Origin of the sequence: Streptomyces sp. NPDC050564 (genome assembly GCF_044457265.1) — a bacterium.
Lineage (GTDB): Bacteria > Actinomycetota > Actinomycetes > Streptomycetales > Streptomycetaceae > Streptomyces.
Genome location: NZ_JBITGS010000001.1, coordinates 234352 through 257111, shown reverse-complemented (window position 1 = coordinate 257111; position 22760 = coordinate 234352). Strand labels below are relative to the sequence as shown.

Genomic DNA, 22760 nt, shown 5'->3' with positions numbered 1-22760 from the left:
CTACGTCCTTCGCGCGTGCAGGAGCAGGATGGAGGACAGGGACGGCGCGGCGCAGGCCAGCCGGTCCAGGGGGCGCAGCGGGCGCGGTACGCCATGGAAGGGCGCACCCGCCAGGCGTACGACGTCGAAGCCCGACGCGGTCACGAACTCCCGCAGCGCCCGGGCCGTGTAGAGCCGCAGATGGCCCACGACCTCGCTTCCCGGGCGGCCGTGGATGGCGCGCAGGCTCACCTCCGAGAAGACGGGCTGGACGCCGGCGAGCAGCAGGGCTCGGTTGTACCAGGCGGCCAGGTTCGGGGTGGAGAGCATCAAGTGGCCGCCGGGGCACAGGACTCGGCGGATCTCGTCGAGCGCGCCGTCCGGGTCCACGAGGTGTTCGACGACCTCGCTGAAGAGTACCGCGTCGGCCGATGCCGTCCTGAACGGCAGCCCGCCGTCGCTGAGTTCGCCACGGATCGCGTACGGCACATGGGCGTGGGCACGTCTGAGGGCGTCCTGCGACCAGTCGACGCCGATCAGGCGGTGGCCGGCGAGGAGGGGGGCGGCCGTCGCGGCCGCGGTGCCGTCGCCGCAGCCGATGTCCATGACGGTCTTCGCGCCCGCCGTGGCCGGGCCCAGCGCGGCGGCCAGCATGCGGGCCTGGCGCAGGCTGCGCGGGGTGCCGGAGGCGACGGGAACGGCGGGGTCCTCGTAGAACTCGCGAAGTCCGCGCCGTGCGGGCGCTGTCGTGGTCATGGGGTGTCCCCCTCCGTCGCGTGCAGATAGTGCTCGAAGAGGTCGCGCAGGTGGGCGCCGTCACCGTGGCTGAGCAGGGTCCGGGACCAGCGCAGGGCGAGGTGCAGGCGGCCCGCGGAGGACGCGGTCGTGACGGTCAGACCGCGGGGCATGCGGGCGGGGGCCGAGAACCACACCGCGTGGGCGCGGCCCGCCGCCTCGCCGAAGTCCAGGGGGTACGGGATGCGGCCGATGTTGCTCAGCAGCGTGGTCGAGGTCCAGGGGCCGGCCGCTCTGCGCAAGCCTCGGGTGACGGCCGCGCGCCACGCCACAGGGACCACGGGGGCGGTCAACAGAGCAGCGCCGTGGCCGAGTTGGGGGCGGTCGAGGGACTTCAGTGCGCGCGTGCGGTGGGCCGTGCGGCGCAGCAGTTCGCTCATCCTGTGCGCGTCCACCTCCTCGGGGGTGAAGGTGACTTCCACGAGCCGCGTTCCGTTGCCGATCGGCATGTCAGCGTCGCGGGGGCGGTCGTCGACCGGCATCGTGATGCGCAGGGGGCGGGGGCGGGCGCCGTGTTCCCTGTTCCAGTGGGCGAGCATCAGGGCCGTGGTGGCCATGAGCTGGTCGTTCACCGTGTAGGGGGAGCTCTTGGGGCGGCGCGGGACGTTCAGCTCGGTGACGAGCAAGCCGTTGCCGGGGGAGGGCTCGGGGGCGCCGGGGGCGACCCTGGCGGGTGGGGTCCAGGTGGAGGGGGTGTCCACCTGGGGGGTGTCCGTCGCGTCGGGGGTACGCACCGGGGGCGCGGCGGGGGTGTTGTCCTTGCCTCCGTACAGCTCGGCTGCGGTGGCCAGGATGCGGAGGCAGGCGGGACCGTCCAGGGCGGTGTGGTTGATGGTGAGGAAGAGGACTGTGCCCTTGGGGGCCGGGTGACCGGGGGTGGGACCGGCGCCGGGGCGGGACGGCGAGCCCGCGCCTTGCGGGGTGCCGGTCTCTTCGGGACGGGCGCCGCCCCCAGCGGCACGCAGGGCCACAGCTGGGTCGGTTGCGGCGGTGCCCGCTCCGGGTGCCGCCGAGCGTGGAGGGCCGCTCCTGGCGGCCTGCGGGCCCGTGGCTGAATCGGCGCGCCGGCCCACGGTGGCTTCGCCCACCGCGTCTGTCGCCTCGCTGCCCACCGCCCGGCCCGCCCCCTCGACCACCTCCAGGCGTATCGGTGGGGACAGGGACAGGGGCGGGGCCTCCAACAGGGCCCTGGTCCGGGCATTCCGGAGTGCGTCGGAGTCGGCGGAGGTGAACGACACCACCTCCACGTCCGGCCCCGGCGTCAGCTCCCACTCGTAGCGGCGGCGGTACCAAGGGCCCGGGGCCTCGCGCATCAGGATGCGGGGGTGGCGGCGGAGCGCCTGTGTGAACGCCGTCCTCAGCCGGTCCGGGTCGAGGCGGCCCGGCAGATGGACCTCGATGTGGACCGTCTCCGGTTCCTCCTCCTGGAGGCAGTGCCGGGCGACCTCGTCCACCACCGGGAACGGGACGCGGACGGGGGGCCGGATCGGCCCGTCCGTGCCGTCCCGTGCCGGGTGCTCCACCGCTGTCACGTGGCCTCCCCCCTCCCCGTGTCCTCCTGGATGCCGGGTTCCTCGGGTGGTGTCGCCCTGAACCTCGGCTTGCGGAACGTGAGGCGCGCGGTCGGGGGCTCCGGCTCGGGCTGGGCCGATCCGGGGCCGCGGGCGGAGACGGTCGGGCCGGAGGCGACCGGTGCCCCGGCCTCGGCCTCGGACGCGTCGGGCTTCTCCCCGGCCGACTTGGCCCCCGCGCCGGGCCTTCCCCCGGCCGGCTCGGCCCCCACGCCAGGCTTCTCCTCGAAGCCTCCGGGCAGCGCACCGGGCAGGACTCCCGGCCCGCCGCTCTCCCCCCGCACCCGTCGCGGCAGCGTTGCCGTGGGTGCCTCCGAGGAACCCGGTGGTGCCTCCCACCGCGAGACCGCCGCCCCGGAGTCCGGCTCCCGTACGCTCACCAGAGCGGCGAACAAGCCGATCAGCGCCAGCAGTTGGGCCGCGGGCCCGAACGCTCCCTCGTCCGCCGACACCGGCGAACCCGCCCCCGTCGCGGCGGCGATCCCCGCCCCGGCGAGCGCCAGGAACGCGATCGGTACGAGCAGGGCGTGCCGCCGCCGGGCGAGCAGAGCCAGCGCCGGGACCAGCAGGGCGAAGAAGCCCGCGATCACGACGCCGACCAGGGTCAGCGCGACCAGGCCCGGCCACAGCCCGGGCAGCGGCGGCACCGGCTGGGGCTCATCGGGGTTGGGCGAGCGGCGGCGCCACAGGACGAGGCCCGCGAGGGCGGCCACGGCCACCCCGCCGCCGATCAGCCCGGCCTCGTACGTCGTCGACGGCTCGTACGACAGCTTGACCGTGCCGCCCGCGCCGGACGGGATCCGCCAGCCCTGCTGCCAGCTGTCGAGCCGTACCGGCGTGAGTTCCTTGCCGCCCAGCGTGGCCTTCCAGCCGTCGTTGTAGTTCTCGTACGTCGTCAGGTACGAGGCCGCGCCCGAGCCGACCGACACCTCGCGGCGGTCGCCCAGCCAGTCACGTATCTTCAGATCGCGTCCGGCGGTGGTCGCGTCCGCCACGGTCCCGCGGGTCAGCGTCACATCCGTGAGGGCCAGCGGGCCGGCGTCGCCCGCCTCGACGCGGTGCGAGCCGTCGGTGAGCTCCAGGGCGGTGTCCGTGCGCCCTTCCTGGCAGAGCGTCGCATCAATGGCCCGGCGCTCCACCAGGTCCCGTACCGTCCCCGTCGCGCTCGTCCCGTACAGCTTCCCGTCGACCGCGACGACCGGACCCTTCCCGCAGGGGAGCGAGAACTTCCGGGCGCCGGACGGCTGCGGGGTGCGGTACTGGTCGAGGCCCGGGATGTAGGCCTCCGTCAGTCCGACCGGCAGTTGCAGGTCGTCGTCGGCGACCGGGTTGTGGACGGTCAGGGGCGCGGTCTCGGTGATGGTGATGTCGAGGTGGTCGGTGGTGATGGGGTCGAAGCGGGCCCAGCCGTTCTCGTCGACCCCGACGATCGCCGCCCCGTCCGGGGAACTGATGTTCACCTTCGTCGGACGGGTCGACAGGCCGCCCGCCGGGGCCAGCACGATGGACGAGACCGGCTGTTTGTCGGGCCAGCTCAGATGGATCGTCGGGTTGTCGCCCGCGATCCACGCCGTCGTCAGGTCGCCGTCCGTGAGGTTGCGCGCGGACAGGCCGGCGCCCAGCTTCGCCGTCGAGTCCGCCGTCGCGGTGATCCGGCTCTGCTGCTCGGGCGCGACCTCGTACAGCAGCTTGTCGAGGTCCTCGCCCGGGACCGGGACGGCGCTCGCCTTCATCGCGTACGTCCCCGCCGTCGAGGTCGAGAAGCTGCGGTGCAGGCCCGCCTCGGTGCCCGTCGGGGAGAGCCCGGTGGGGTCGGCGGTGCGGTGCAGGGAGACGATCTCGGAGGAGGCGTCCGAGCCGGAGGCGTCCGTCGGAAGCCGCAGCAGGCGCGTCACCTGGACATCCGGAAGGTCGATCTCGGAGAAGCCGGCACCGGTGAGACCGGCGTGCCGCTCGGTGGAGTCGACGATCGTGATCTTCAGCCAACTCGTCGACCCTGGGCGGGCCTTGATCGACTGGGCCATGCCGTTGGGCTGCAGGTAGCTGGTGACGGAGCCCTTCTCCGTCTCGACCCGCACCCGCGTCGCCGCCGACCGCACCCCGTCCTGCGGCAGCGGAGTCACCTTGAACGACGACGGCACGTCCACGGACCCCTCGAAGCGGATCCGCAGCCACTGACCGTTCACCGAGCCCGCCGCGCCCTCGGCCCACGCCGTGTCGGGGTTGCCGTCGAAGGCGTTCACGGGGTCGTACTGCGGGAGGTGGAAGAGCCAGTTGCCGGTCGACGACGCCGTCACCGAGCGGGCGCCGCGCAGCTCCGCCACCGTCTGGTGCCCGATGCCTTTCGTCGGCAGGATCTGGTGCGGCTTCCTGCCGGGGTCCTGCACGCTGTCGCTGTCGTTGCGCTGGTCGCGCGTGTACGTGTATGAGGTGTTGGAGTTGACCAGGCCGAACCGGGTGTCGGCGCGGCGCAGGCCGTCGCCCACCACCTGTACCTCGGAGGTGCCCAGGCCCGGATGGTTGTCGCCGGTCAGCACGGCGGCGCGGCCCCGCATCGACGGGTCGGCGGCCAGCGGGAGGAGCGACTCGGGGCCGCCGGACACGACGGCCGTGTCCGCGATCGGCTTCAGCCCGGCCTGTCCGGGCCTCGCCACGTCCTTGTCGGTCGGCTCGTAGATCTCGACGGCGCGCTGGCGCGGATACAGGCCCTCGACCTGCAAGGGGGTGTCGTTCGCGATCCGCCCGCCGGTCATGACCGGCCCGAAGCCGGTGACCCGCTGGTACCCGGACTGCTCCAGGGTCCGCTTCACGGTCGCCGTCGGGACGTAACCGAGCTGATCGGGGTCCAGGTCGTTGCGCACGACGACGTAGTAGAGGCCGGCCCGGCTCAAGTAGTCGGCCAGGCCCGGGACCTCGCCACCCGTCATCAGCGACTGCTCGACCGCGTCCATGGCGCGCCGGTTGCCCGCGGTGCCGAACGGGACGTAGTCACGTTCCGCCCAGCGGGAGTCGGCGAGCACGTCGAGAGGCTCGTCGATGGGGGAGCCCCAGGTGTAGATGCCGTGCGCGGTGGCGGGGACGACGAGGGCGCGGGAGTCGGGGGAGTACTTCTTCAGCCAGTCGGCCGTGGTCTGCCAGTACTTGGGGAGTTCCTGGAAGGAACCCGGTTGCAGGATCGACCCGTTGAGATACGGCCAGGCGAGCCCCGGCAGTATCAGCACGGCCGCCACGAGGGGCGCGAATCGACGGCCGCGTACCGGACGGGCGCCGCGCGTCTCGGAGGCGACACCGACCAGATGCGCGAGGCCGAGGACGAGGGCGAGCGCGAGCCCCGTCTGGAACTTGTAGATGTTGCGGAAGGGGACGAGCCCGCCGTTCAGCCAGTCCTGGACCACGCCGTGGAAGGGTGCGCCGAACGAACCGCCGTACCCGGCCAGGGTGATGAGCGCGACCGACAGCACGGTCAGCACGAGCCAGCGGCGCTCGGGCATGTCCCGTCTCGCCAGGCCCGCGAGACCCAGCCCGGCCGCCAGCGACGAACAGACGATCACGACGACCGAGGACGCGACGGTCCAGCCGGCGGGCAGCCAGGCCTCGCCGAAGTGCAGATACGCCACCCAGTTACCGGCGCCGCGCAACGACTCGGTGGCCGACATCGTGGCGGTGGTGGTCTGCGAAGTCTCCACGTAGGGAAGGAAGTTCTCGCCATAGATGCCGAGCATCAGCAGGGCGATCCACCACCAGGCCGTCGCCAGGATCACGCCCGGCACCCACCAGCCGATCAGTTTGCGCTGCCGGGGCCCGCGCGGGCGGGAGAGCAGATACAGCCCGACCGGGAGCAGGGATGCCAGGGTCGCGGCCGCGTTCACACCGCCCATGAAGGGGACGATCAGCGCCGAGCGCAGGGCCGCGATGCGGGCACTGTAGCGCTCGTCGGTGAGCGGCAGCAGGACCCAGGGGAGGAAAGCACCGGGCAGCGCTGCGGCCGAGGTGGAGCCGACGACGACGGTGAAGACCGGCCACAGCGCGTACGCGACGGCGGCGAGCAGTCGTGCGGAACCGCTCCCGACCCGCAGCCGCTCGGCCAGTCGCAGTGCGCCCCAGAAGGCGACGGAGACCACGATCGACAGCCACAGCCGCTCCGCCAGCCACACCGGCAGATGGATCAGCTTGCACAGGCCGTAGAACGGCAGCATCGGCCAGACGTAGCCGACGTACTGGTCCTGGATGCCGCCGAAGCCGCCCCGGTCGTGCCACAACTGGCCCAGATCGGAGAGGAACTGCCAGGGGTCGAGCGCGACACCGAGCTTGGTGTCGAAGGTCGTCCGCCCGGGGTGCACGGCCAGGAACAGCACGAACACCACGGCCCAGAAACCCAGCAGCCACCGCCGCGAGCGCGGCCCCTCGGGGGGTCCTGAGGCGGTCGCGGCGGGGCGGACGGCTGCTGGAGGAGGAGCCTGGACCGTGCTCGTCATGGTGGACACCGCCGGAGGATGAGGAGGAGGTTCCAAGTGGCGAACTCGCGCAGCACCGGTGTCTTGGTGACAGCGGAGGCGAGGAACGGCCAGTAGCGGGAGCGCGCCGCGACGACCGTGACGTCGTCGCGGGCGCGCACCTGCCGCAGGGTGGTGCCGATGTGCACGGCGAAGAGGTTCTCGCCGAGGGTGTGCTTGGCGGCCTTACCGGTACGGCGCCGGTAGCGGGCCCGCGCCCGCTCGGCGCCGAGGTAGTGCCAGGGCGCCCACTCGTGACCGCCCCAGGGGGACAGCCAGTTGGTGAACGAGACGTAGATCAGCCCGTCCGGGCGGGTCACGCGCACCATTTCGCTCAGGAACGTCTGCGGATCGGCCACGTGCTCCAGGACGTTGGAGGAGAAGCAGACGTCGGCCACCCCGTCCGCCAGCGGCAGCAGATACCCGTCCGCGACGACCGTCGAGTCGGGTGGCTTCGGCCCCAACTCCCTTACGTCCGGCTCGAAGAGATACGCGTTGGCTCCGCGCCGCCGGAACTCCTGGGTGAAGTAGCCGCTGCCGCCGCCGACGTCCACGACGGTACGGCCCTCGACGGCGCCGCCGTACGTCTCGACCTGGTCGGCGGCGTCCCGGGCGAGCAGCGAGTAGCAGGACCCGGGGTCGTCCTGCTCGTGCAGGAAGGCACGGAAGAGGGCGAGAGAGCGGCGTATGGAGGGGTCCTTGAGGCCGGTACCCGCACCCTCACCGGGGGCCCTCACGGCGTCCAGCCCCTCACCGCCTCCGCGGCCACCGCTCTGAACTGGCGGACCGTGTGGTTCCAGCGGTATCGGGCCGCGCGGTCGCGGGCGGCCTTGCCCATGAGGGTGCGGCGGTGGGTGGACAGGGCGAGTGTGCACCAGGCGGCCGCGAAGGAGGACTCGCCGCGGGCCAGCAGACCCGTCTCGCCGTCCACGACGGAGTCGCGCAGTCCGGGTACGTCGAAGGCGATCGCCGGGGTCTCGCGCGCGGCCGCCTCTGTGACGACCAGGCCCCAGCCCTCGACGGCGGACGGGTGCAGCAGCAGCCAGGCGGCGCACAGCAGACGGTGCTTCTCGGCTTCGGAGACATGGCCGGTGAACTCGACTCCGGGGCCCGCGAGTTGCTCCAGGCGCTCGCGCTCGGGACCGTCTCCCACGATCACCAGCCGGCCGCCGGTGACCGGGCGGACCCGCTCCCACAGCCGCAGCAGCAGATCGATCCGCTTGTACTCGACGAGCCGCCCCATCGCCACGAACAGCGGCTCCGGCGAGCGCGAGGCCCGCGGCCCCGGCTCCTCGACCCCGTTGTGCACGACCCGGATGCGGTCCCGCTCGACCCCGATCGCGCGCAGGGCGTGTGCCGTCGACGGAGAGACGGCGACCAGCAGATTGCGGCGCTGCGCGCCGGCCAGCGCCCAGTGTTCGAGTCTTCGGCCGAGCCGGGCGGCAGGTGCCAGCGGTCCGCCGAACCGCATCTTCCACAGGTCCGTGTGGACGTGGTTGACCAGACACAGGGTGGGGCCGTGGTGCCACAGCGGCGCCAGGTAGGGCAGTCCGTTGCACACCTCGACCAGGAGGTCGCAGTCACCGACCTGGCGGTGCAACGCGGGGCGGGCGCGCAGAAAGTGGCCGAGGTCGCCACCCGCCGAGACGACCCGGTAGTCGCGGTAGGCCGCGGGGCCGCCGCACAGCAGGGTGACCTGGTGACCGAGCTCGGTCAGCCCTTCGGCCAGACGGTCGACGAGCAGTTCGGAGCCGCCCGCCGCCGGGTTGCCGAGATCACGGCGGGCGAGAAAAACGATACGGCGCGGCTGTGGGGGGAGCGCCGGGGGGTGCTGCGCGGGGCGGGGGAGCGCGGCGCGCAGCGAGGAAGGCACGTGCTGGGGCATGGGTGCTCCAACTCGTCTCAGGGTGCGGAACTCAGCGTGGGGGGTAGGGCGCGGTGCGGATCTCTGCACCGGTCGGTCGATGGGTGGCGTTTCGCGCGGGTCTCTTGCCTGTGGGGTGGCGCGTCTGCGGTCTTGCGGTGGCGCGTCTGCGGTCTTGCGGTGAGGCGGCGCTTCTCCGGTCTTGCGGTGGGGTGGCGCGTCTGCGGTCTTGCGGTGAGGCGGCGCCTCTCCGGTCTCTCGGTCGGGCTGCGCTTGTGCGGTCTTTCGTCGGACGGCGCTTCTCTGCTCTTTCGACGGGACGGGGCTGAGAATCTGCCCAGCTGTGGGGTTTTTGGGCATTCGCCGTGACGGGGATGTGGGCGGGCTGTGCTCGGGTGGGGTTGGACAGTTTTCGCCCAGCGGTTCGATGCGGCTACTCACCGAGGTGACAATTTCCGGGCTTTGTGGAGCTGACGGCACATCACATCGTGAGCGTAGGCTGGGACGACTCGGACGTATCGGGATCCGGCCGCCCGCGTACCACCAGAACGACCCCCACCGCGGCCAGGACGAAACCGAGCACACCGGCACCGATCGGCAACGTCTGTCCCACCATGCGCAGTTGCCCGCTCTCGGTCTTCGCCTGGTCCACCTGGTCCTTCTGCGTCGCGGCTGTGAAGGCCAGCTTCCGGCTGTCCAGGAGTACCGTCACGTCCTTCTTGGCGCCCGGGGCGCGCAGCGTCCTGCGCGGGCCGACCTGTGCGTAGATCACCCGGCCCGTGCGCTGGTCGGCGACGAGCTCGATCAGATGGTTGGCGTACCACTCCTCGGCGAGCACCTGGCTGCGCTTCGGTTCCCCGACGATCGCGCCCGGCACCAGACGGGTCCCGGTCCTGGTGGCGGGCACGGACCCGGTGAACCGGTAGCCCTCGTACCCGCGGATCTTCTTGGTGCCCCGGTAGTTCAGGGTGACCGTCGCGCCGAGCGAGTTGTCCCACCAGCGGTACGCGCGTTTTTGCACGTCGAAGGGGAACTTGAGGTAGGCCTCGCCCTCGAAGTACGGCTTCTCCTGGCAGCAGTGCGCCGGAGTGTTGGTCTTCCGGTTGGTGACCCAGCGGCCCGGCATGAACTCCAGGGCGTCGTGCGGGTCGGCGGCCGGCAGCGACTTGTCCGTGTCGACCGTGGTCGTCACGTCCCAGACGGCCTTTCCGCTGCGCTCGCTGTCGGCGACGTCGCCGCGTACCTGCTGGGTGACGGTGATCTTCTGGTCGGACACGGTCGCGACCTTGTCGACGTCGAAGACGCTACCGGTGCCGGTGTAGACGGCGGTGGTGTCGATGTCGATCGGGTTCACGGCGGCCCGCGGTTCCACGTACCACGCGAGCATCGGGGCCAGCACGAGCAGGAAGGTGCCGAGGCCGAGAAGGATCAGGGAGACGGGTGAGACTCTGCGACGCATCCGGGCACTCCAGGGGCGTGAGGAGGCTCGACGCACGGGTGATATCGGGTGGTACGAGGTGATACGGATGCGTCGACACCAGGAGGGAAAGTGCACGTGCGGTATGGGCCGGGAACCGTAGGCGCACCCTTGACGGGGTGTCAATGCATTGTCGAGACTGTGGACTTGCCGGACGGGACCGGTGAACCGTCATGGGTCGGCGCCGGTGGACAGCCACCGGACACGACCGGTGAACGGGAACGGGCAGGGGCCGCGCAGCCGCATGACCACGGCCGCGCGGAGTGCCAGGGTGGGGACGACCTCCGACAGAGAGGCTGACCCTGCGATGTCCAGACTGCTCGCCGCCGCACTGACCGTCGCGGCCGCCGCCGCACTCGCCGTGGGCGCCGCGCTCGGTGTCGTCGCGCTGCTCGACGCGACGCCGGACCAGCCGAACACGCCGCTGATCACCTATGAGAATGCCGGTCAGGAGCGTTGACCGTGACCGCTCGTCCGGGAACCGTGGCACTGCACTCGGCCTGGCACGACGTTCCCCGCGTCCAGGTGCGGCAGTTCGCGGCGATCGCCATGGCCGAGGCGCCCGCGCTCGCCGAGGAGATCCTGCGCGAGATCCGCCGCGAGTACCCGCATCTGCCGGTCGTCCTCGACGACTCCGGAGAGCCGATGGCCCTGGTCGGCATACGCCGCGCGATCGAGGTCTTCGTGCAGCATCTGGAGACGGCGGAGGGTCGTCCGCGCGTCCACCCCGAGGTGTTCCAGGAGTTCGGCCGGGGCGAGGGGTTGCACGGCCGCAGCCTCGACTCGCTGCAGGCGATCTACCGGCTCGGGGTGCGGCTCGCCTGGCGGCGGTTCGCCGAGATCGGGCAGCGGGTCGACATCCCGCCCCCGGCGATGTACGAGCTCGTCGACGCCGGATACGAGTACCTGGACGGCCTGGTGGATCAGTCCGTACGGGGTTACGCCGAAGCCGCGGCGCGACAGGCCGGGGAGCGGCTGCGCCTTCAGCGACGCCTGATGGAGTTACTGCTCTCCGAGCACCACCGGAGCGACCCCGCCGAGGCGCTCGTCGAACGCGCCGCCCGGATCGGCTGGCCGCTGCCCGACCGGGTCGCCGTCGGGGTGCTGCTGCGGCCGGCCCGGGAAGCCGTCGCGCCCGCCGTCGGACAGAGCGTCCTGCTCGACATGGAGTACGAGCAGCCCCGCATGGTCGTGCCCGAGCCGGACGCGGCCGGGCGCCCTGAGCTGCTGCACCGGGCGCTGACCGGGTGGGCCGGGGCGATCGGGCCGCCGGTGCCGCTGGCCGACGCGGCGAAGTCGTTGCGCTGGGCCGAGGCGGCGGTACGGCTCATGGAGCGGGGGCTGCTTCCCGCCGGTGAGGTTCTGCACTGCACGGAGCACACCGAGGCCCTGGTCCTGCTCCAGCCCGAGGAGCTGATCGACGATCTCGCGTTGCGCTGTCTCGCGCCGCTGGCCCACTGCGGGCCCACGCACGGGCGGCGGCTCGCGGAGACGTTGCTGGCGTGGCTGGAGACGCGGGGTGGCGCCCCGGAGGTCGCCGCACGTCTGGGGGTGCACCCCCAGACCGTCCGCTACCGCCTCCGGCAGATACGGGAGCTGTGGGGCGACGAGGTCGACGACCCCGACCGGCGCTTCGAGCTGGAGCTGGTGCTGCGGGCGCAGCGCCTCCGGGGCGAGCTGGGAGACCCCCGCTCGCGGCGCTGACCTCCCGTCGGGGCCTGCCCGAGTCCACCCCCGTCCCTCGGGCACCCCGAGCTGCCCTCGCGCCGGGCTTGTCCGAGTCCACCCGGTCCCTCGGGCACCGGGAGCTGCCCTCGCGCCGGGCCCTGGGCGAGTGCACCCCCGCTCACCAGGCACCCGGCGCTCCCCTCCCGTCGGTTTTCCGCCCGCCCACCCGTCTCGGCCCACCCGTCGGCCCGCCCACCGGTCCCCTCGATGAAAGGTGCCCCCGTCCCCGACCATTGCCCGCTCAAGACAGCCATGAGTAACCTGTGTTCGTCATGCCGATCGTCTGTTGAAATTTCGAACACAAGGGAGGGGGCCGGTTGTGGGACGCCTCGTACCTGCCGTGACCCGGGCTCTCGACATACTCGAGCTCTTCCTGGACGGGGACGGGACACTCTCCGCCCCCGACATCGTGCGCAAGCTGCAGCTGCCGCGCACGACAGTGCACGAGCTGGTCACCACGCTCGCCGCCCGGTCGTACATCGTCCAGGTGCCCGGCCAGCCGGGACGCTACCGGCTCGGCGTACGCCCGTACCAGCTCGGCAGCAGGTACGCCGAGCAACTGGACCTCGCCGCCGAGGGCCAGCAGGTCGCCCGCTCGGTGGCCGAGACCTGCGACGAGACCGTACACGTGGCCATCCTCGAAGGCACCGACGTCATCTACATCGCCAAGGTCGACTCCACGCACGCCGTGCGCATGGTGTCGGCGGCGGGCCGGCGTCTGCCCGCGCACTGCACCTCCGTCGGCAAGATGCTGCTCGCCTCGCTCCGCGATGTGGAGCTGACCTCGCGCATCCCCGACGACGCCGAGCTGGTCGCGATGACGCCCAACAGCATCACCGACCCGACCGCCCTGCGCGAGGCCCTCGCCGAGATCCGCCGCCGCGGGATCGCCGTGGAGAGCCGCGAGTCCAACCCGGACGTCAGTTGCGTCGCCGCCCCGGTGCGCGACCGTACGGGACAGGTCGTCGCCGCGCTCTCCATCTCCGTGCCGATGATCCGCTGGAGTGACGAGCGCCGCGCCGAACTGGAGCAGCTGGCCGCGAAGGGCGCCGCCGAGCTGTCCGAGCGGCTCGGCCACCGGAGCGTCGGATGACGGCCCCCGAGGTCGCCGTACGCGCGTACGCGACCCTCGGCGAGGGCCCGACCTGGGACCCGCACGCACAGCGGCTCATCTGGGTCGACATCCTCGGCTCCCGGGTGCACACGTACGACCCGGTCTCCGGACACCGCACGGTCATGGCCACCGAACAGCACGTGGGCGCCGCCAAGCCCCGCGCGGGGGGCGGCCTGGTCGTCAACCTCCGTGATGGCGTGGGCCTTTACGGGCCGAAGGGGCCGGAGGGATCCGGCGAGCCCTTCCGGTGGCTGCACCGCGAGCCCGTCCCGGGCCGCCGCGCGAACGACGCGGCGGTCGCCCCCGACGGCTCGCTCTGGTTCGGCACCATGCGCTACGACGAGGCTCCGCGCGGCGGCACGCTGTCCCGGCTCGCCCCGGACGGAACCGTACGCACGATCCTCGACGACGTCGCCGTCAGCAACGGCACGGGCTGGAGCCCGGACGGCCGGCTCATGTATTACATCGACTCGCCGACGCGCCGGATCGATGTCTTCGATGTGAGCGGTGACGACCACCTGCCCTTCAACAGGCGGCAGTTGGTGGCCATCGAAGAAGGCGCCGGCTTCCCCGACGGCCTCACGGTCGACGCCGACGGCTGCGTATGGGTGGCCCTGTGGGACGGCGGAGCGGTCCGTCGTTACACCCCGTCCGGCGAGCTGGACCGGATCGTGGAACTGCCCGTATCGCGCCCCACGGCCTGCGGCTTCGGAGGCGCGGACCTGACCGATCTGTACATCACCACGGCCCGCACGGGCCTGGACGCACCGCACCCGCTCTCCGGCTCGCTGCTCGTCGTCCCCGGCGCCGGGAAGGGCCTGCCGCAGCCCGCGTTCGCCGGGTAGCAGCGTTCAGAAGTCCCCGTCCAGTTGCTTTCCTGCTGGACGGGGACTTCCGACTTTTGCGCAAACCATTGACGAGTAAGCGCTTCCTATCTACGGTCCCGTTCGAAGTTGCGATCGTCTATCGAAATCTCGAACAGTAAGGGCGGGGAATGGGACGACCTGGCCTGAATCGAAGGCAACTCCTGGCCGGAGTGGGTGGGTTGACGGTCGCGGGCAGCCTTGGCTTTGCCGCGCTCGGCACCGGCGCGGACGCGCTCGGGTCCAGTGCGAGCACCCGCGTCCGCTACTGGAACCTCTTCAGCGGCGGCGACGGCTACAACATGATCGCGATGCTGGACGCCTTCCGTAAGGCGAACCCCGGCATCGCCGTGAAGGATTCGACCCTCCAGTGGGGCAACCCCTTCTACACCAAGCTCGCCATGGCGGCCGCGGGCAACCGCGCACCCGACCTCGGCGTCATGCACATGGGCCGGGTCACCGGTTTCTCGCCGGGCCGCCTGCTCGACGCCTGGGACGTCGACCTGCTCGCCAAGTACGGCATACGGGAGCAGGACTACAACCCCAAGCTGTGGCAGCGCGGCGTCATCGACGGCAAGCTCTACGCCCTCCCGCTCGACATCCACGTCCAGCTCTGCTTCTACCGCAAGGACGTGCTGAAGAAGGCGGGCCTGCTCGGCGACAACGACCGGATCGTCCCCATCACGTCGACCGACGACTGGTTCGACGTGCTCAAGGAGGCCAAGACGGCCACCAAGAAGGGGCTGCAGACCATCGGTCTGTGGATCAACGACCAGAACTTCCAGTGGTGGTTCTTCGTCGCCTTCTACACCCAGCTCGGCGGCACCTGGTTCAACGACGCCAGGACCGAGGTCACCTTCGACACCGACAAGGCCACCCAGGTCCTGGAGTTCCTGCGCCGGCACGTCACCGACGGGTACGCGAACCCCGGCATGGGCTCCGTCGGCGCCGAACAGTTCATCAACGGTGCCCCCTTCGCCTGGGAGGGCAACTGGTCGGTACCGGTCTACGACGCGGCGAAGCTCGACTACGGCGCGATTCCGCTGCCGCCGGTCTTCGGCAGGCAGGCCACCCACGCCGAGTCGCACTCCTTCGTCCTGCCGCACCAGTCCGACCGTGGCGGCGCCACGAACGAGGCCGCCCACCAACTCGCCGCCTACGTAGTCACGCACGCCCAGCAGTGGGCGGCCGGCGGCCACATCCCCGCCTACACGCCGACCCTGTCCACGGCCGCGTACAAGAAGCTCTACCCGCAGAACGAGTACGTGTCGGCCATGAACCACCAGGCCACCGAACCGAAGGTGTGGTTCGCGGGCTCCACCGGCATCCTCGCCCAGCGCGTCGGCCCGATCGTCGTCTCCTCGACGATGGGCTCCGCCAAGCCGGACGCCGCCGCACGCCGGATGAAGAGCGAGCTCACCACGCTGCTCGCGATGAAGAACCCCATGGACGGCAAGACCGCAGCGCAGGGAGGTGCGGTCGCATGACGACCAGCGCTCAGACCGTCATCGCACCGGCGCGCGCGAGGACCGCCACCGCCAGTGCCACCCTCCGCCGCAAGCAGGGCTTCCAGCACGGCGGCTGGTTCGTCGCGCCCTTCCTGGTGCTCTTCACCCTGTTCGTGATCTGGCCGCTGCTGCGCGGCCTCTACCTCAGCTTCACGGACGCCAACATCACCGGCGACGGCGAGAGTTTCATCGGCCTCGACAACTACCGCGAGGCCCTCAAGGACCCGCTGATGTGGGACGCGCTCGGCCACAGCGCGTACTTCACGCTCCTGGTCGTGCCCTGCATCACGGTCCTCGCCTTCCTCCTCTCGATGCTCGCCCACCACATCGAGCGCGGGAAGTGGCTGTGGCGGCTGTGCTTCTTCGCTCCGTTCCTGTTGCCCTCCACGGTCGCGGGCAACCTGTGGCAGTGGCTGTTCAACCCCGGCACGGGAATGATCAACTACGTCTTCGGCATCGACACCCCGTGGCTGACCGACAAGTCGTACGCGATGCTCGCCATCGTCATCGAGACCCTGTGGTGGACGGTCGGCTTCAGCTTCCTGCTCTACCTCGCCGCGCTCCAGTCCATCCCCGACCACCTCTACGAGGCCGCCAAGCTGGACGGCGCCAACGCCTGGCACCGCATGGTCCACATCACCCTGCCGATGCTGCGCAACATCACCGGACTCGTCATCGCCCTGCAGATCCTCGCCTCGCTCCAGGTCTTCGACCAGGCAGTGGTGATGATGGACTTCGGCCCCGGCCCCGAGAACTCGACCCGCACCTTCGTCCAGTACACCCTCGAAGAGGGCTTCACCAGCTATCGCGTGGGCTACGCCTCCGCGATCTCCATCATCTTCTTCGTGATCATCGCGGCCGTCGCCCTCGCCCGGATGTGGCTGCTGCGCAACCGTGAGGAGAGCGCCCGATGACCACCGCCGTACAGACGAAGCGCCGCCGTTCGTCCTGGACGCCCAGCCAGGTCGTCCTCACCCTGCTCGGCGCGGCGGTCTCCGTCGTCTTCCTCGCGCCGTTCGCCTGGGGCCTGTTCACCTCGCTCAAGTCCGAGACCGAGGCCGTGGAGGTGCCGCCGCACTGGCTGCCCAAGGACTGGACGGGCCAGGCCTGGAAGGCCCTCTTCGAGAGCGGCAACATCACGAGCTGGTTCGTCAACTCCCTGGTCGTCTCGGTGTGCGTGACGTCCCTGGTGGTCCTGGTGAGCGCGCTCGCCGGTTACGGATTCGCCCGCACCGAGTTCCGCGGGAAGGCCGTCCTCATGGGCGTCGTCATGGCGGGTCTGATGGTCTCCCCGGCGGTCCTCGGCGTCCCCCTCTTCACCACCGTCCAGCAGATGGGGATGGTCGACACCTACTGGGGCATGATCCTTCCGCAGTGCGCGCCCGCCGCGATGGTCTACATCCTCTACAAGTTCTTCCAGGGCATCCCGCGCGAGCTGGAGGAGGCGGCCTTCATCGACGGCGCGGGCCGCTGGCGGGTCTTCTTCACCATCGTCGTCCCGCTCTCGCGTCCCTCGCTCTCCGCGGTCGGCATCTTCACCTTCATCGCGTCCTGGAACAACTTCCTGTGGCCGTACATGGTGACCAACAACCCCGACCTGATGACCATGCCGAACGGCATCGCGACCGTCATGAACTCCTACGGCATCCAGTGGGCCCAGCTCATGGCCGGCGGCCTGATGGCGGGCCTGCCGCTGATCATCGTCTTTGTCTTCTTCCAGCGCCAGATCGTCGCCGGTGTCGCGCACACCGGCCTCGCGGGCCAGTGATCAAGGAGATCGCCAAGTGACGCGCCTCAGACTGGCGGCGGTCCTCGCCGCAGCGGCCCTCGCCCTCCTGCCCACCACCGCGCAGGCCGCCGAGTATCCCGACCCGCAGCCCATCACCGGCCAGCAGATCATCCACGACCCCACGGTCATCGGCCTCAAGTCCGGTGGCTACGTGGCCTATTCGACGGGCGGGATCATCGGCGCCCGTCTCTCCAAGGACCGCGTCCAGTGGGACGACGCGGGCAACGCCTTCGCCGCGCCGCCGAGCTGGTGGTACGAGTACAACTCGACCGGCGACCCCTGGGCCCCCGACATCTCCTACCGCGACGGCCGCTACTGGCTGTACTACGCCGTCTCCTCCTGGGGCACCAACCACTCCGCGATCGGCGTCGCCACCTCCCCGAGCGGCCTGCCCGGCACCTGGACCGACCACGGCAAGGCTTTCACCTCCGGGACCAGCGACGCCTGGAACGCCATCGACCCGGCGGTGACCAGGGCCGACGGCAGGCTGTGGATGGCCTTCGGCTCGTACTGGACGGGCATCCGCATGGTCGAACTGGACCCGAGGACCGGCAAGGCCGTCGAGGGCGCCACCGTCCACCACCTGGCGACCCGTCCGGACGAGCCGTACGCGGTCGAGGGCCCGTACGTGGTCAAACACGGTCGCTACTACTACCTCTTCGCCTCGTACGACGCCTGCTGCGCGGGCGTGAACTCCACCTACAAGATCAGGGTCGGCCGGTCGACGAGCGTCACCGGCTCCTACGTCGACAGCAGCGGCACGCCGATGCTCGACGGCGGCGGCGACCTCGTTCTCGCCGGACACGGCCGCTTCGTCGGTACCGGTGGCGAGTCGGTGTTCCGCGACGAAGGCCAGGACTGGCTGGCGTACCACTACTACGACGCGGACGACAACGGCACGCCCAAGCTGGGCCTGAACAGGCTGAGCTGGCACAAGAACGGCTGGCCCGGGGTGGGTTAGGGGCGCGGGGAACTGCGCGACCAGCCACAGACCACCTGCACTCGCCCAAGAACCGACAGCACCCCCACCGCACACGCCCCGAAAGGACACCATGCGTACCGCCCGCTTCGCCCTCGACCCCGCCTTCGCCATCGGGGAGGTCAACCCCCGTCTCTTCGGATCCTTCGTCGAACACCTCGGCCGCTGCGTCTACACCGGCATCTACGAACCCGGCCACCCCTCGGCCGACGAGACGGGTCTGCGCACGGACGTGCTGGAACTGGTCCGCGAACTCGGCGTGACCACGATCCGCTACCCCGGCGGCAACTTCGTCTCCGGCTACAACTGGGAGGACTCGGTAGGCCCGGTGGAGGAGCGGCCCCGCCGGCTCGACCTCGCCTGGCGCTCGACGGAGACCAACCGCTTCGGCCTCTCCGAGTACATCGCCTTCCTGAAGAAGATCGGTCCGCAGGCCGAGCCGATGATGGCGATCAACCTCGGCACGCGCGGCGTCGCCGAGGCACTGGAACTCCAGGAATACGCCAACCATCCTGCTGGCACGGCCCGTTCGGACCTGCGGGTGGCGCACGGCGACAAGGACCCGTTCGGCATCAAGCTGTGGTGCCTGGGCAACGAGATGGACGGGCCCTGGCAGACCGGCCACAAGACCGCCGAGGAGTACGGCCGACTCGCCGCCGAGACCGCCCGCGCGATGCGGCAGATCGAGCCGGACCTCGAACTCGTCGCGTGCGGCTCCTCCGGACAGTCCATGCCCACCTTCGCGGAGTGGGAGGCGACGGTGCTGGCCGAGACGTACGACCTCGTCGACCACATTTCTCTGCACGCCTACTACGAGGAGACCGACGGCGACCGCGACTCCTTCCTCGCCTCCGCCGTCGACACGGAGTCGTTCATAGAGAACGTCGTGGCGACCTGTGACCACATCGGTGCCCGCCTCAAGTCCAAGAAGAAGATCAACCTCTCCTTCGACGAGTGGAACGTCTGGTACCAGAGCCGCCCGAACCCGCACCCCGTCGAGGACTGGCAGGAGGCCCCACGCATCCTGGAGGACGTCTACTCCGTCACGGACGCGGTCGTCTTCGGTTCCCTGCTCATCGCGCTGCTGCGGCACGCAGACCGCGTCACCGTCGCCTGCCTCGCCCAGCTCGTCAACGTCATCGCGCCGATCATGACGGAGCCGGGCGGCGCGGCCTGGCGACAGACCACGTTCTTCCCCTTCGCGCAGGCCTCGAAGTACGGACGCGGTCAGGTCCTCGACGTACGCGTGGACTCGCCGACGTACGGGACGAAGAAGTACGGCGAGGCGGACCTGCTGCACGCCACCGCCGTGCGCGCCGAGGACGGCTCGGTCACCGTCTTCGCCGTCAACCGCAGCCAGAGCGAGCCGCTTCCGCTCGAAGTAGCCCTGAACCAACTGGGGTTGACGACGATCGTCGAGCACAGCGCACTGGCCGACGCCGACCCGGACGCCACCAACACCGTCGACGACCAGCAGCGGGTCACCCCGCACCCGGTCGAGGGCACCACCCTCCAGGACGGCACGCTGAGCGCCGTCCTGGAGCCGCTGTCGTGGAACGTGATCCGGTTGCGTTAGTGCTTGAGCGCGTGGCCGGGGGAGTCCACCGCCGTCACCGGTACTCCTCCGGCCGCGCTGCCCAACAGTGTCAGTGCTACCTTGCCCGGTCCTGCCGGTGTGGTCCCGTCGGACAGCACCGCGAGGGCCAGCGTGTTGAGCCCACGTGTGCGCAGCAGTCCGTTCGGCAGGACGAAGGTGTGTTGGGGGCCCACATCATTGATGTACTGGCCTGTGTTCCAGCCGTTCAGGAAGATCTGGACGCGGTAGGCGCGGGCCGGGTCGTCGGTGAGCGTCAGCCCGATCGAGGCGTCCACGCTCGCGTCGACGGCGAGCCGGAAGTCGGTGCGATACCAGGTGACGCCCTGGCGCCGCTCGTCGCGCGGGAAGTCGACGACCTTCCAGTCGGTGTCGGCGAAGCCGGGCAGATGCCAGCCGTGCCGCTCCCCGAACAGACCCCCGTTGTTGACCGGCCCGCGGACCGGGTCCGGGGCCACCTCGCCCTGGATCCGCCAAGTGACGGCCGGAGAAGCACCTTTGAGGGTCACGCCCGTCAGTCCCCGGGCCACCTTGTGGGTGTCCTTCGCGGCCCCGTCCTCGTCGTGCTGCATCCGACGCACGAGGACGGACAGTACACGCGGTCCCGTCTTCTCGGGGACGGGGAACGTCGCCGTCGCCGACCAAGTCCCCTGCCGGACCGTCTTCTTGTCCGGCACCGGCATCCGATGCGTCCCCAGCGGCTTCCCGTCCAGCCAGGCCATCAGCAGCCCCTGCGCGCCCGAGATGTAGGAGAGGGACACGGACTCCGCTTTGCCCGCGTCATCGAAGTGCCCCCGGTACCAGACATCGCCGTAGTGGTATCCGTAGTCGTCGGCGAACAGTACGGGCTGCCCGGCGGGTACAGGGGTAACACTGTGCGAGGACCTCTTGTTCGCGACCTTCCAGCCGCTGTCGTCGAAGTCGGCGGCGGACTCCTGGTTCTCGGCGGACCGGCGCCAGTTGGTCAGGGCCGGGAGCCGGACGACGGGTGCGCCGGGCAGCCGCTGCTCGGCCCGCAGGCTGCCGGACTTGGTGGCCACTGCCTTCAACGTGCCTTGGTTCCAAACGACTTCACTCATCCCGCGAGGTCCCCAGACCTCCAGGTCCGCCGCCTTGATCGTGTCCCCGGTGAGATGGACGGTCGTGCCGCGCAGGACGGCGGTGCGCAGGAGTGCGGGGCCGCGTACCAGCACGGGGCCGGACGGGGTGTCGTAGCGCCACAGCCGTCCGGACATCTCGTCGGCGGCGAGCAACAGCAGGAGAGGCGTCGAGATGCCGCCGCCCTCCACCAGCACCCTGGTGAGCGTGTTCAGTTGAGCATCGATCCGCAGGACGCCGTCCGCGTACTCGTGCCCCGCGTTGCCCTCCAGCACGGTGACCGTCGGCTTGCTCGCGCACTCCAGCGCGGTCTGCGTCGACTCGCCCGCCCAGCCGGTGAACACGGCGATGTCCTGGCGCCCGGTGGCGAGCCACAGCATCGGCTGGGCGGTGGAGTAGCGCAACTTCCGGTGTCCCAGGACGATTCCGGTGGCGAGCAGCCGGGCGTCGAGGCCGGGGACCGGCACGGAGACAGTCGTTCCGGCAAGCGGGACGGAGGCGACGGACTCGGTGGCGCTGTCATTGCGCAGGACGTAGAAGTGCGCCTCCGTGTCCGGATTGACGAGGTGGTACGCCTTGATGCCGGTGTCGCCGACCGTGATGTCCCCGGCGCGGTCCAGCTTCGCCAGGTCGGGCACGCAGTGCAGAAGTTGCCCGATCTGGTGCATCGGGATCAGCTTCGCGGTGGGCTGCCGGGCCTCGTCGAGGGCGGCACCGTAGTCGTACGAGGTGTAGACGATCGGTGCCGGCAGCCATCCCCAGGAAGTACCGCCGAAGGTCATGTAGACGTTGTGGATCTTGATGCCGTTGGCGAGGTTGGTGAGGTAGAAGCGCCGCTCGTACGCCGAGTCCCGGGTCCGGCGCGACTCCGCGTATCCCTTGCCGTCGAACTCCGCCCCGCCCCACGGATCGAACCAGCCGCCCCCGAACTCGGCGATGAATCCTGGGGTTTCGGGACTCGCGGTCGAGCCGCCCTTCGTCCCGCCGACGCCGAAGTAGCCCCAGTCGGGCGGGGTTGCGAACGGCGACGGATAGCCGTCGAAGCCGTACAGGTAACGGCCCTTCTCGCCGCCCGTGTCGAAGGTTCCCGGGGCCCAGTGTCCGTTCCTGCCCTTGTCGTTGTGGAAGAGCGGCACGTCGATGCCGTCCGCACGGACCTTGGTGTACAGGTGGGTCATGTAGTCGCGGCCCAGGGAGCTGCTGACGTTGTTCGCGTACTCGTTCTCCAGCTGGTAGAGGACGATCGTGCCGCCGCCCTTGGTGTAGAGGTGCTTCGCGGCGATCCGGTCGACGGCGGTCAGCCACTCGTCGACGTACTTCAGGTACGTCGGGTCGGAGGTGCGGGCCGTGCCCTTGGTGACGGTCAGCCAGCCGGGGAAGCCGCCCGCGTCGACCTCGGCGTTGATGTACGGGCCCGGCCGCAGGATGACGTACAGGCCGGTCTCGGCGGCCGTGCGCAGGAACAGGTCGAGGTCGCGGACGCCGGTGAAGTCGTACTTCCCGGGCGCGGGGGAGTGGTAGTTCCACGACACGTAGACGCTGATCGTGTTGTAGCCGTGGGCGCGCAGCTTCTCCAGCACGTCCCGCCACAGCGAGGGGCTCGGCAGACGGAAGGGGTGGACCTCGCCGGACCAGAGCACGAGGCGCTTGCCGTCGATCAGCATCGAGTAGCGGTCGAAGCCGACGGTGTGCTTCTTGCCGTCGGCCGCGGGCGGGCCGGGCGCGGGCCCGGTGGGAGCGACGGGCGCCCTTCCGGCGGCGCACGCCTCATCGCTTCCGCTGCCGCTCAAGGAGAGGCCGAGCGCGGCGGTGCCGGCGAGTGCGCTGAAGGTACGTCTGCTCAACACCATGCGGGGTCCTCCCGGGGACAGGGCGCGGGTGCGGCCATTGTCCACAGCGAAACCTCCC

The 22760-nt window shown here is 70.7% G+C and carries 16 protein-coding genes; 9 read left to right on the top strand and 7 right to left on the bottom strand.

Annotated elements, in window-relative coordinates:
* From ACIBK0_RS01170 to ACIBK0_RS01145, 6 genes are all read right to left on the bottom strand, one after another.
* Positions 1–735 carry a class I SAM-dependent methyltransferase gene (locus ACIBK0_RS01170; protein WP_399074269.1) on the bottom strand — a complete coding sequence of 245 codons (735 nt, stop codon included), beginning with the start codon at positions 733–735 and terminating at the stop codon, positions 1–3.
* Positions 732–2306, bottom strand: a complete 1575-nt coding sequence (locus ACIBK0_RS01165; RefSeq protein ID WP_399074267.1) for a condensation protein — start codon at positions 2304–2306, stop codon at positions 732–734. The genes ACIBK0_RS01170 and ACIBK0_RS01165 overlap by 4 nt, the downstream gene beginning before the upstream one ends.
* The gene (locus ACIBK0_RS01160; RefSeq protein WP_399075094.1) at positions 2303–6820 is read right to left on the bottom strand and encodes an alpha-(1->3)-arabinofuranosyltransferase family protein; all 4518 of its coding nucleotides are present in this window, start codon (positions 6818–6820) and stop codon (positions 2303–2305) included. The genes ACIBK0_RS01165 and ACIBK0_RS01160 overlap by 4 nt, the downstream gene beginning before the upstream one ends.
* Positions 6817–7575: a class I SAM-dependent methyltransferase gene (locus tag ACIBK0_RS01155; protein ID WP_399074265.1), complete on the bottom strand. Its 759-nt coding sequence runs from the start codon at positions 7573–7575 to the stop codon at positions 6817–6819. The genes ACIBK0_RS01160 and ACIBK0_RS01155 overlap by 4 nt, the downstream gene beginning before the upstream one ends.
* Positions 7572–8723 carry a glycosyltransferase family 4 protein gene (locus ACIBK0_RS01150; protein ID WP_399074263.1) on the bottom strand — a complete coding sequence of 384 codons (1152 nt, stop codon included), beginning with the start codon at positions 8721–8723 and terminating at the stop codon, positions 7572–7574. The genes ACIBK0_RS01155 and ACIBK0_RS01150 overlap by 4 nt, the downstream gene beginning before the upstream one ends.
* Before the next feature lie 460 nt (positions 8724–9183).
* The gene (locus ACIBK0_RS01145) at positions 9184–10161 is read right to left on the bottom strand and encodes a DUF3068 domain-containing protein (protein ID WP_399074261.1); all 978 of its coding nucleotides are present in this window, start codon (positions 10159–10161) and stop codon (positions 9184–9186) included.
* Between the two features lie 325 nt (positions 10162–10486).
* Here ACIBK0_RS01145 and ACIBK0_RS01140 point away from each other — a divergent pair, with 325 nt between their 5' ends.
* The 9 genes from ACIBK0_RS01140 (at position 10487) to ACIBK0_RS01100 (ending at position 19736) form a co-directional block, all read left to right on the top strand.
* Entirely contained in the window at positions 10487–10639 is a 153-nt protein-coding gene (locus ACIBK0_RS01140) for a hypothetical protein (protein WP_362024606.1), read from the top strand.
* A gap of 2 nt (positions 10640–10641) precedes the next feature.
* Complete coding sequence (locus ACIBK0_RS01135; protein ID WP_399074259.1) at positions 10642–11883, top strand: PucR family transcriptional regulator; 1242 nt, start codon at positions 10642–10644, stop codon at positions 11881–11883.
* A 343-nt stretch (positions 11884–12226) separates the two neighbouring features.
* Positions 12227–13000: an IclR family transcriptional regulator gene (locus tag ACIBK0_RS01130; protein ID WP_399074257.1), complete on the top strand. Its 774-nt coding sequence runs from the start codon at positions 12227–12229 to the stop codon at positions 12998–13000.
* A complete protein-coding gene (locus ACIBK0_RS01125; RefSeq protein ID WP_399074255.1) occupies positions 12997–13866 on the top strand; it encodes an SMP-30/gluconolactonase/LRE family protein in 870 nt (289 codons plus the stop codon). Before ACIBK0_RS01130 ends, ACIBK0_RS01125 begins: the two co-directional genes overlap by 4 nt.
* 149 nt (positions 13867–14015) lie before the next feature.
* Positions 14016–15371 (top strand): extracellular solute-binding protein, encoded by a 1356-nt coding sequence (locus tag ACIBK0_RS01120; RefSeq protein ID WP_399074253.1) that lies wholly within the window; start codon positions 14016–14018, stop codon positions 15369–15371.
* Positions 15368–16306 (top strand): carbohydrate ABC transporter permease, encoded by a 939-nt coding sequence (locus ACIBK0_RS01115; RefSeq protein WP_399074251.1) that lies wholly within the window; start codon positions 15368–15370, stop codon positions 16304–16306. The genes ACIBK0_RS01120 and ACIBK0_RS01115 overlap by 4 nt, the downstream gene beginning before the upstream one ends.
* Positions 16303–17160 carry a carbohydrate ABC transporter permease gene (locus ACIBK0_RS01110; RefSeq protein WP_399074249.1) on the top strand — a complete coding sequence of 286 codons (858 nt, stop codon included), beginning with the start codon at positions 16303–16305 and terminating at the stop codon, positions 17158–17160. Before ACIBK0_RS01115 ends, ACIBK0_RS01110 begins: the two co-directional genes overlap by 4 nt.
* A 16-nt stretch (positions 17161–17176) precedes the next feature.
* On the top strand, positions 17177–18142 hold the full coding sequence (locus ACIBK0_RS01105; RefSeq protein WP_399074247.1) for an arabinan endo-1,5-alpha-L-arabinosidase: 966 nt from the start codon (positions 17177–17179) through the stop codon (positions 18140–18142).
* Positions 18143–18233: 91 nt separating this feature from the next.
* A complete protein-coding gene (locus ACIBK0_RS01100; RefSeq protein ID WP_399074246.1) occupies positions 18234–19736 on the top strand; it encodes an alpha-N-arabinofuranosidase in 1503 nt (500 codons plus the stop codon).
* Here the strand turns inward: ACIBK0_RS01100 and ACIBK0_RS01095 are convergent.
* Positions 19733–22702, bottom strand: a complete 2970-nt coding sequence (locus ACIBK0_RS01095; protein WP_399074244.1) for a beta-galactosidase — start codon at positions 22700–22702, stop codon at positions 19733–19735. The two genes, ACIBK0_RS01100 and ACIBK0_RS01095, sit on opposite strands and share 4 nt — an antisense overlap.
* Positions 22703–22760: the final 58 nt, after the last annotated feature.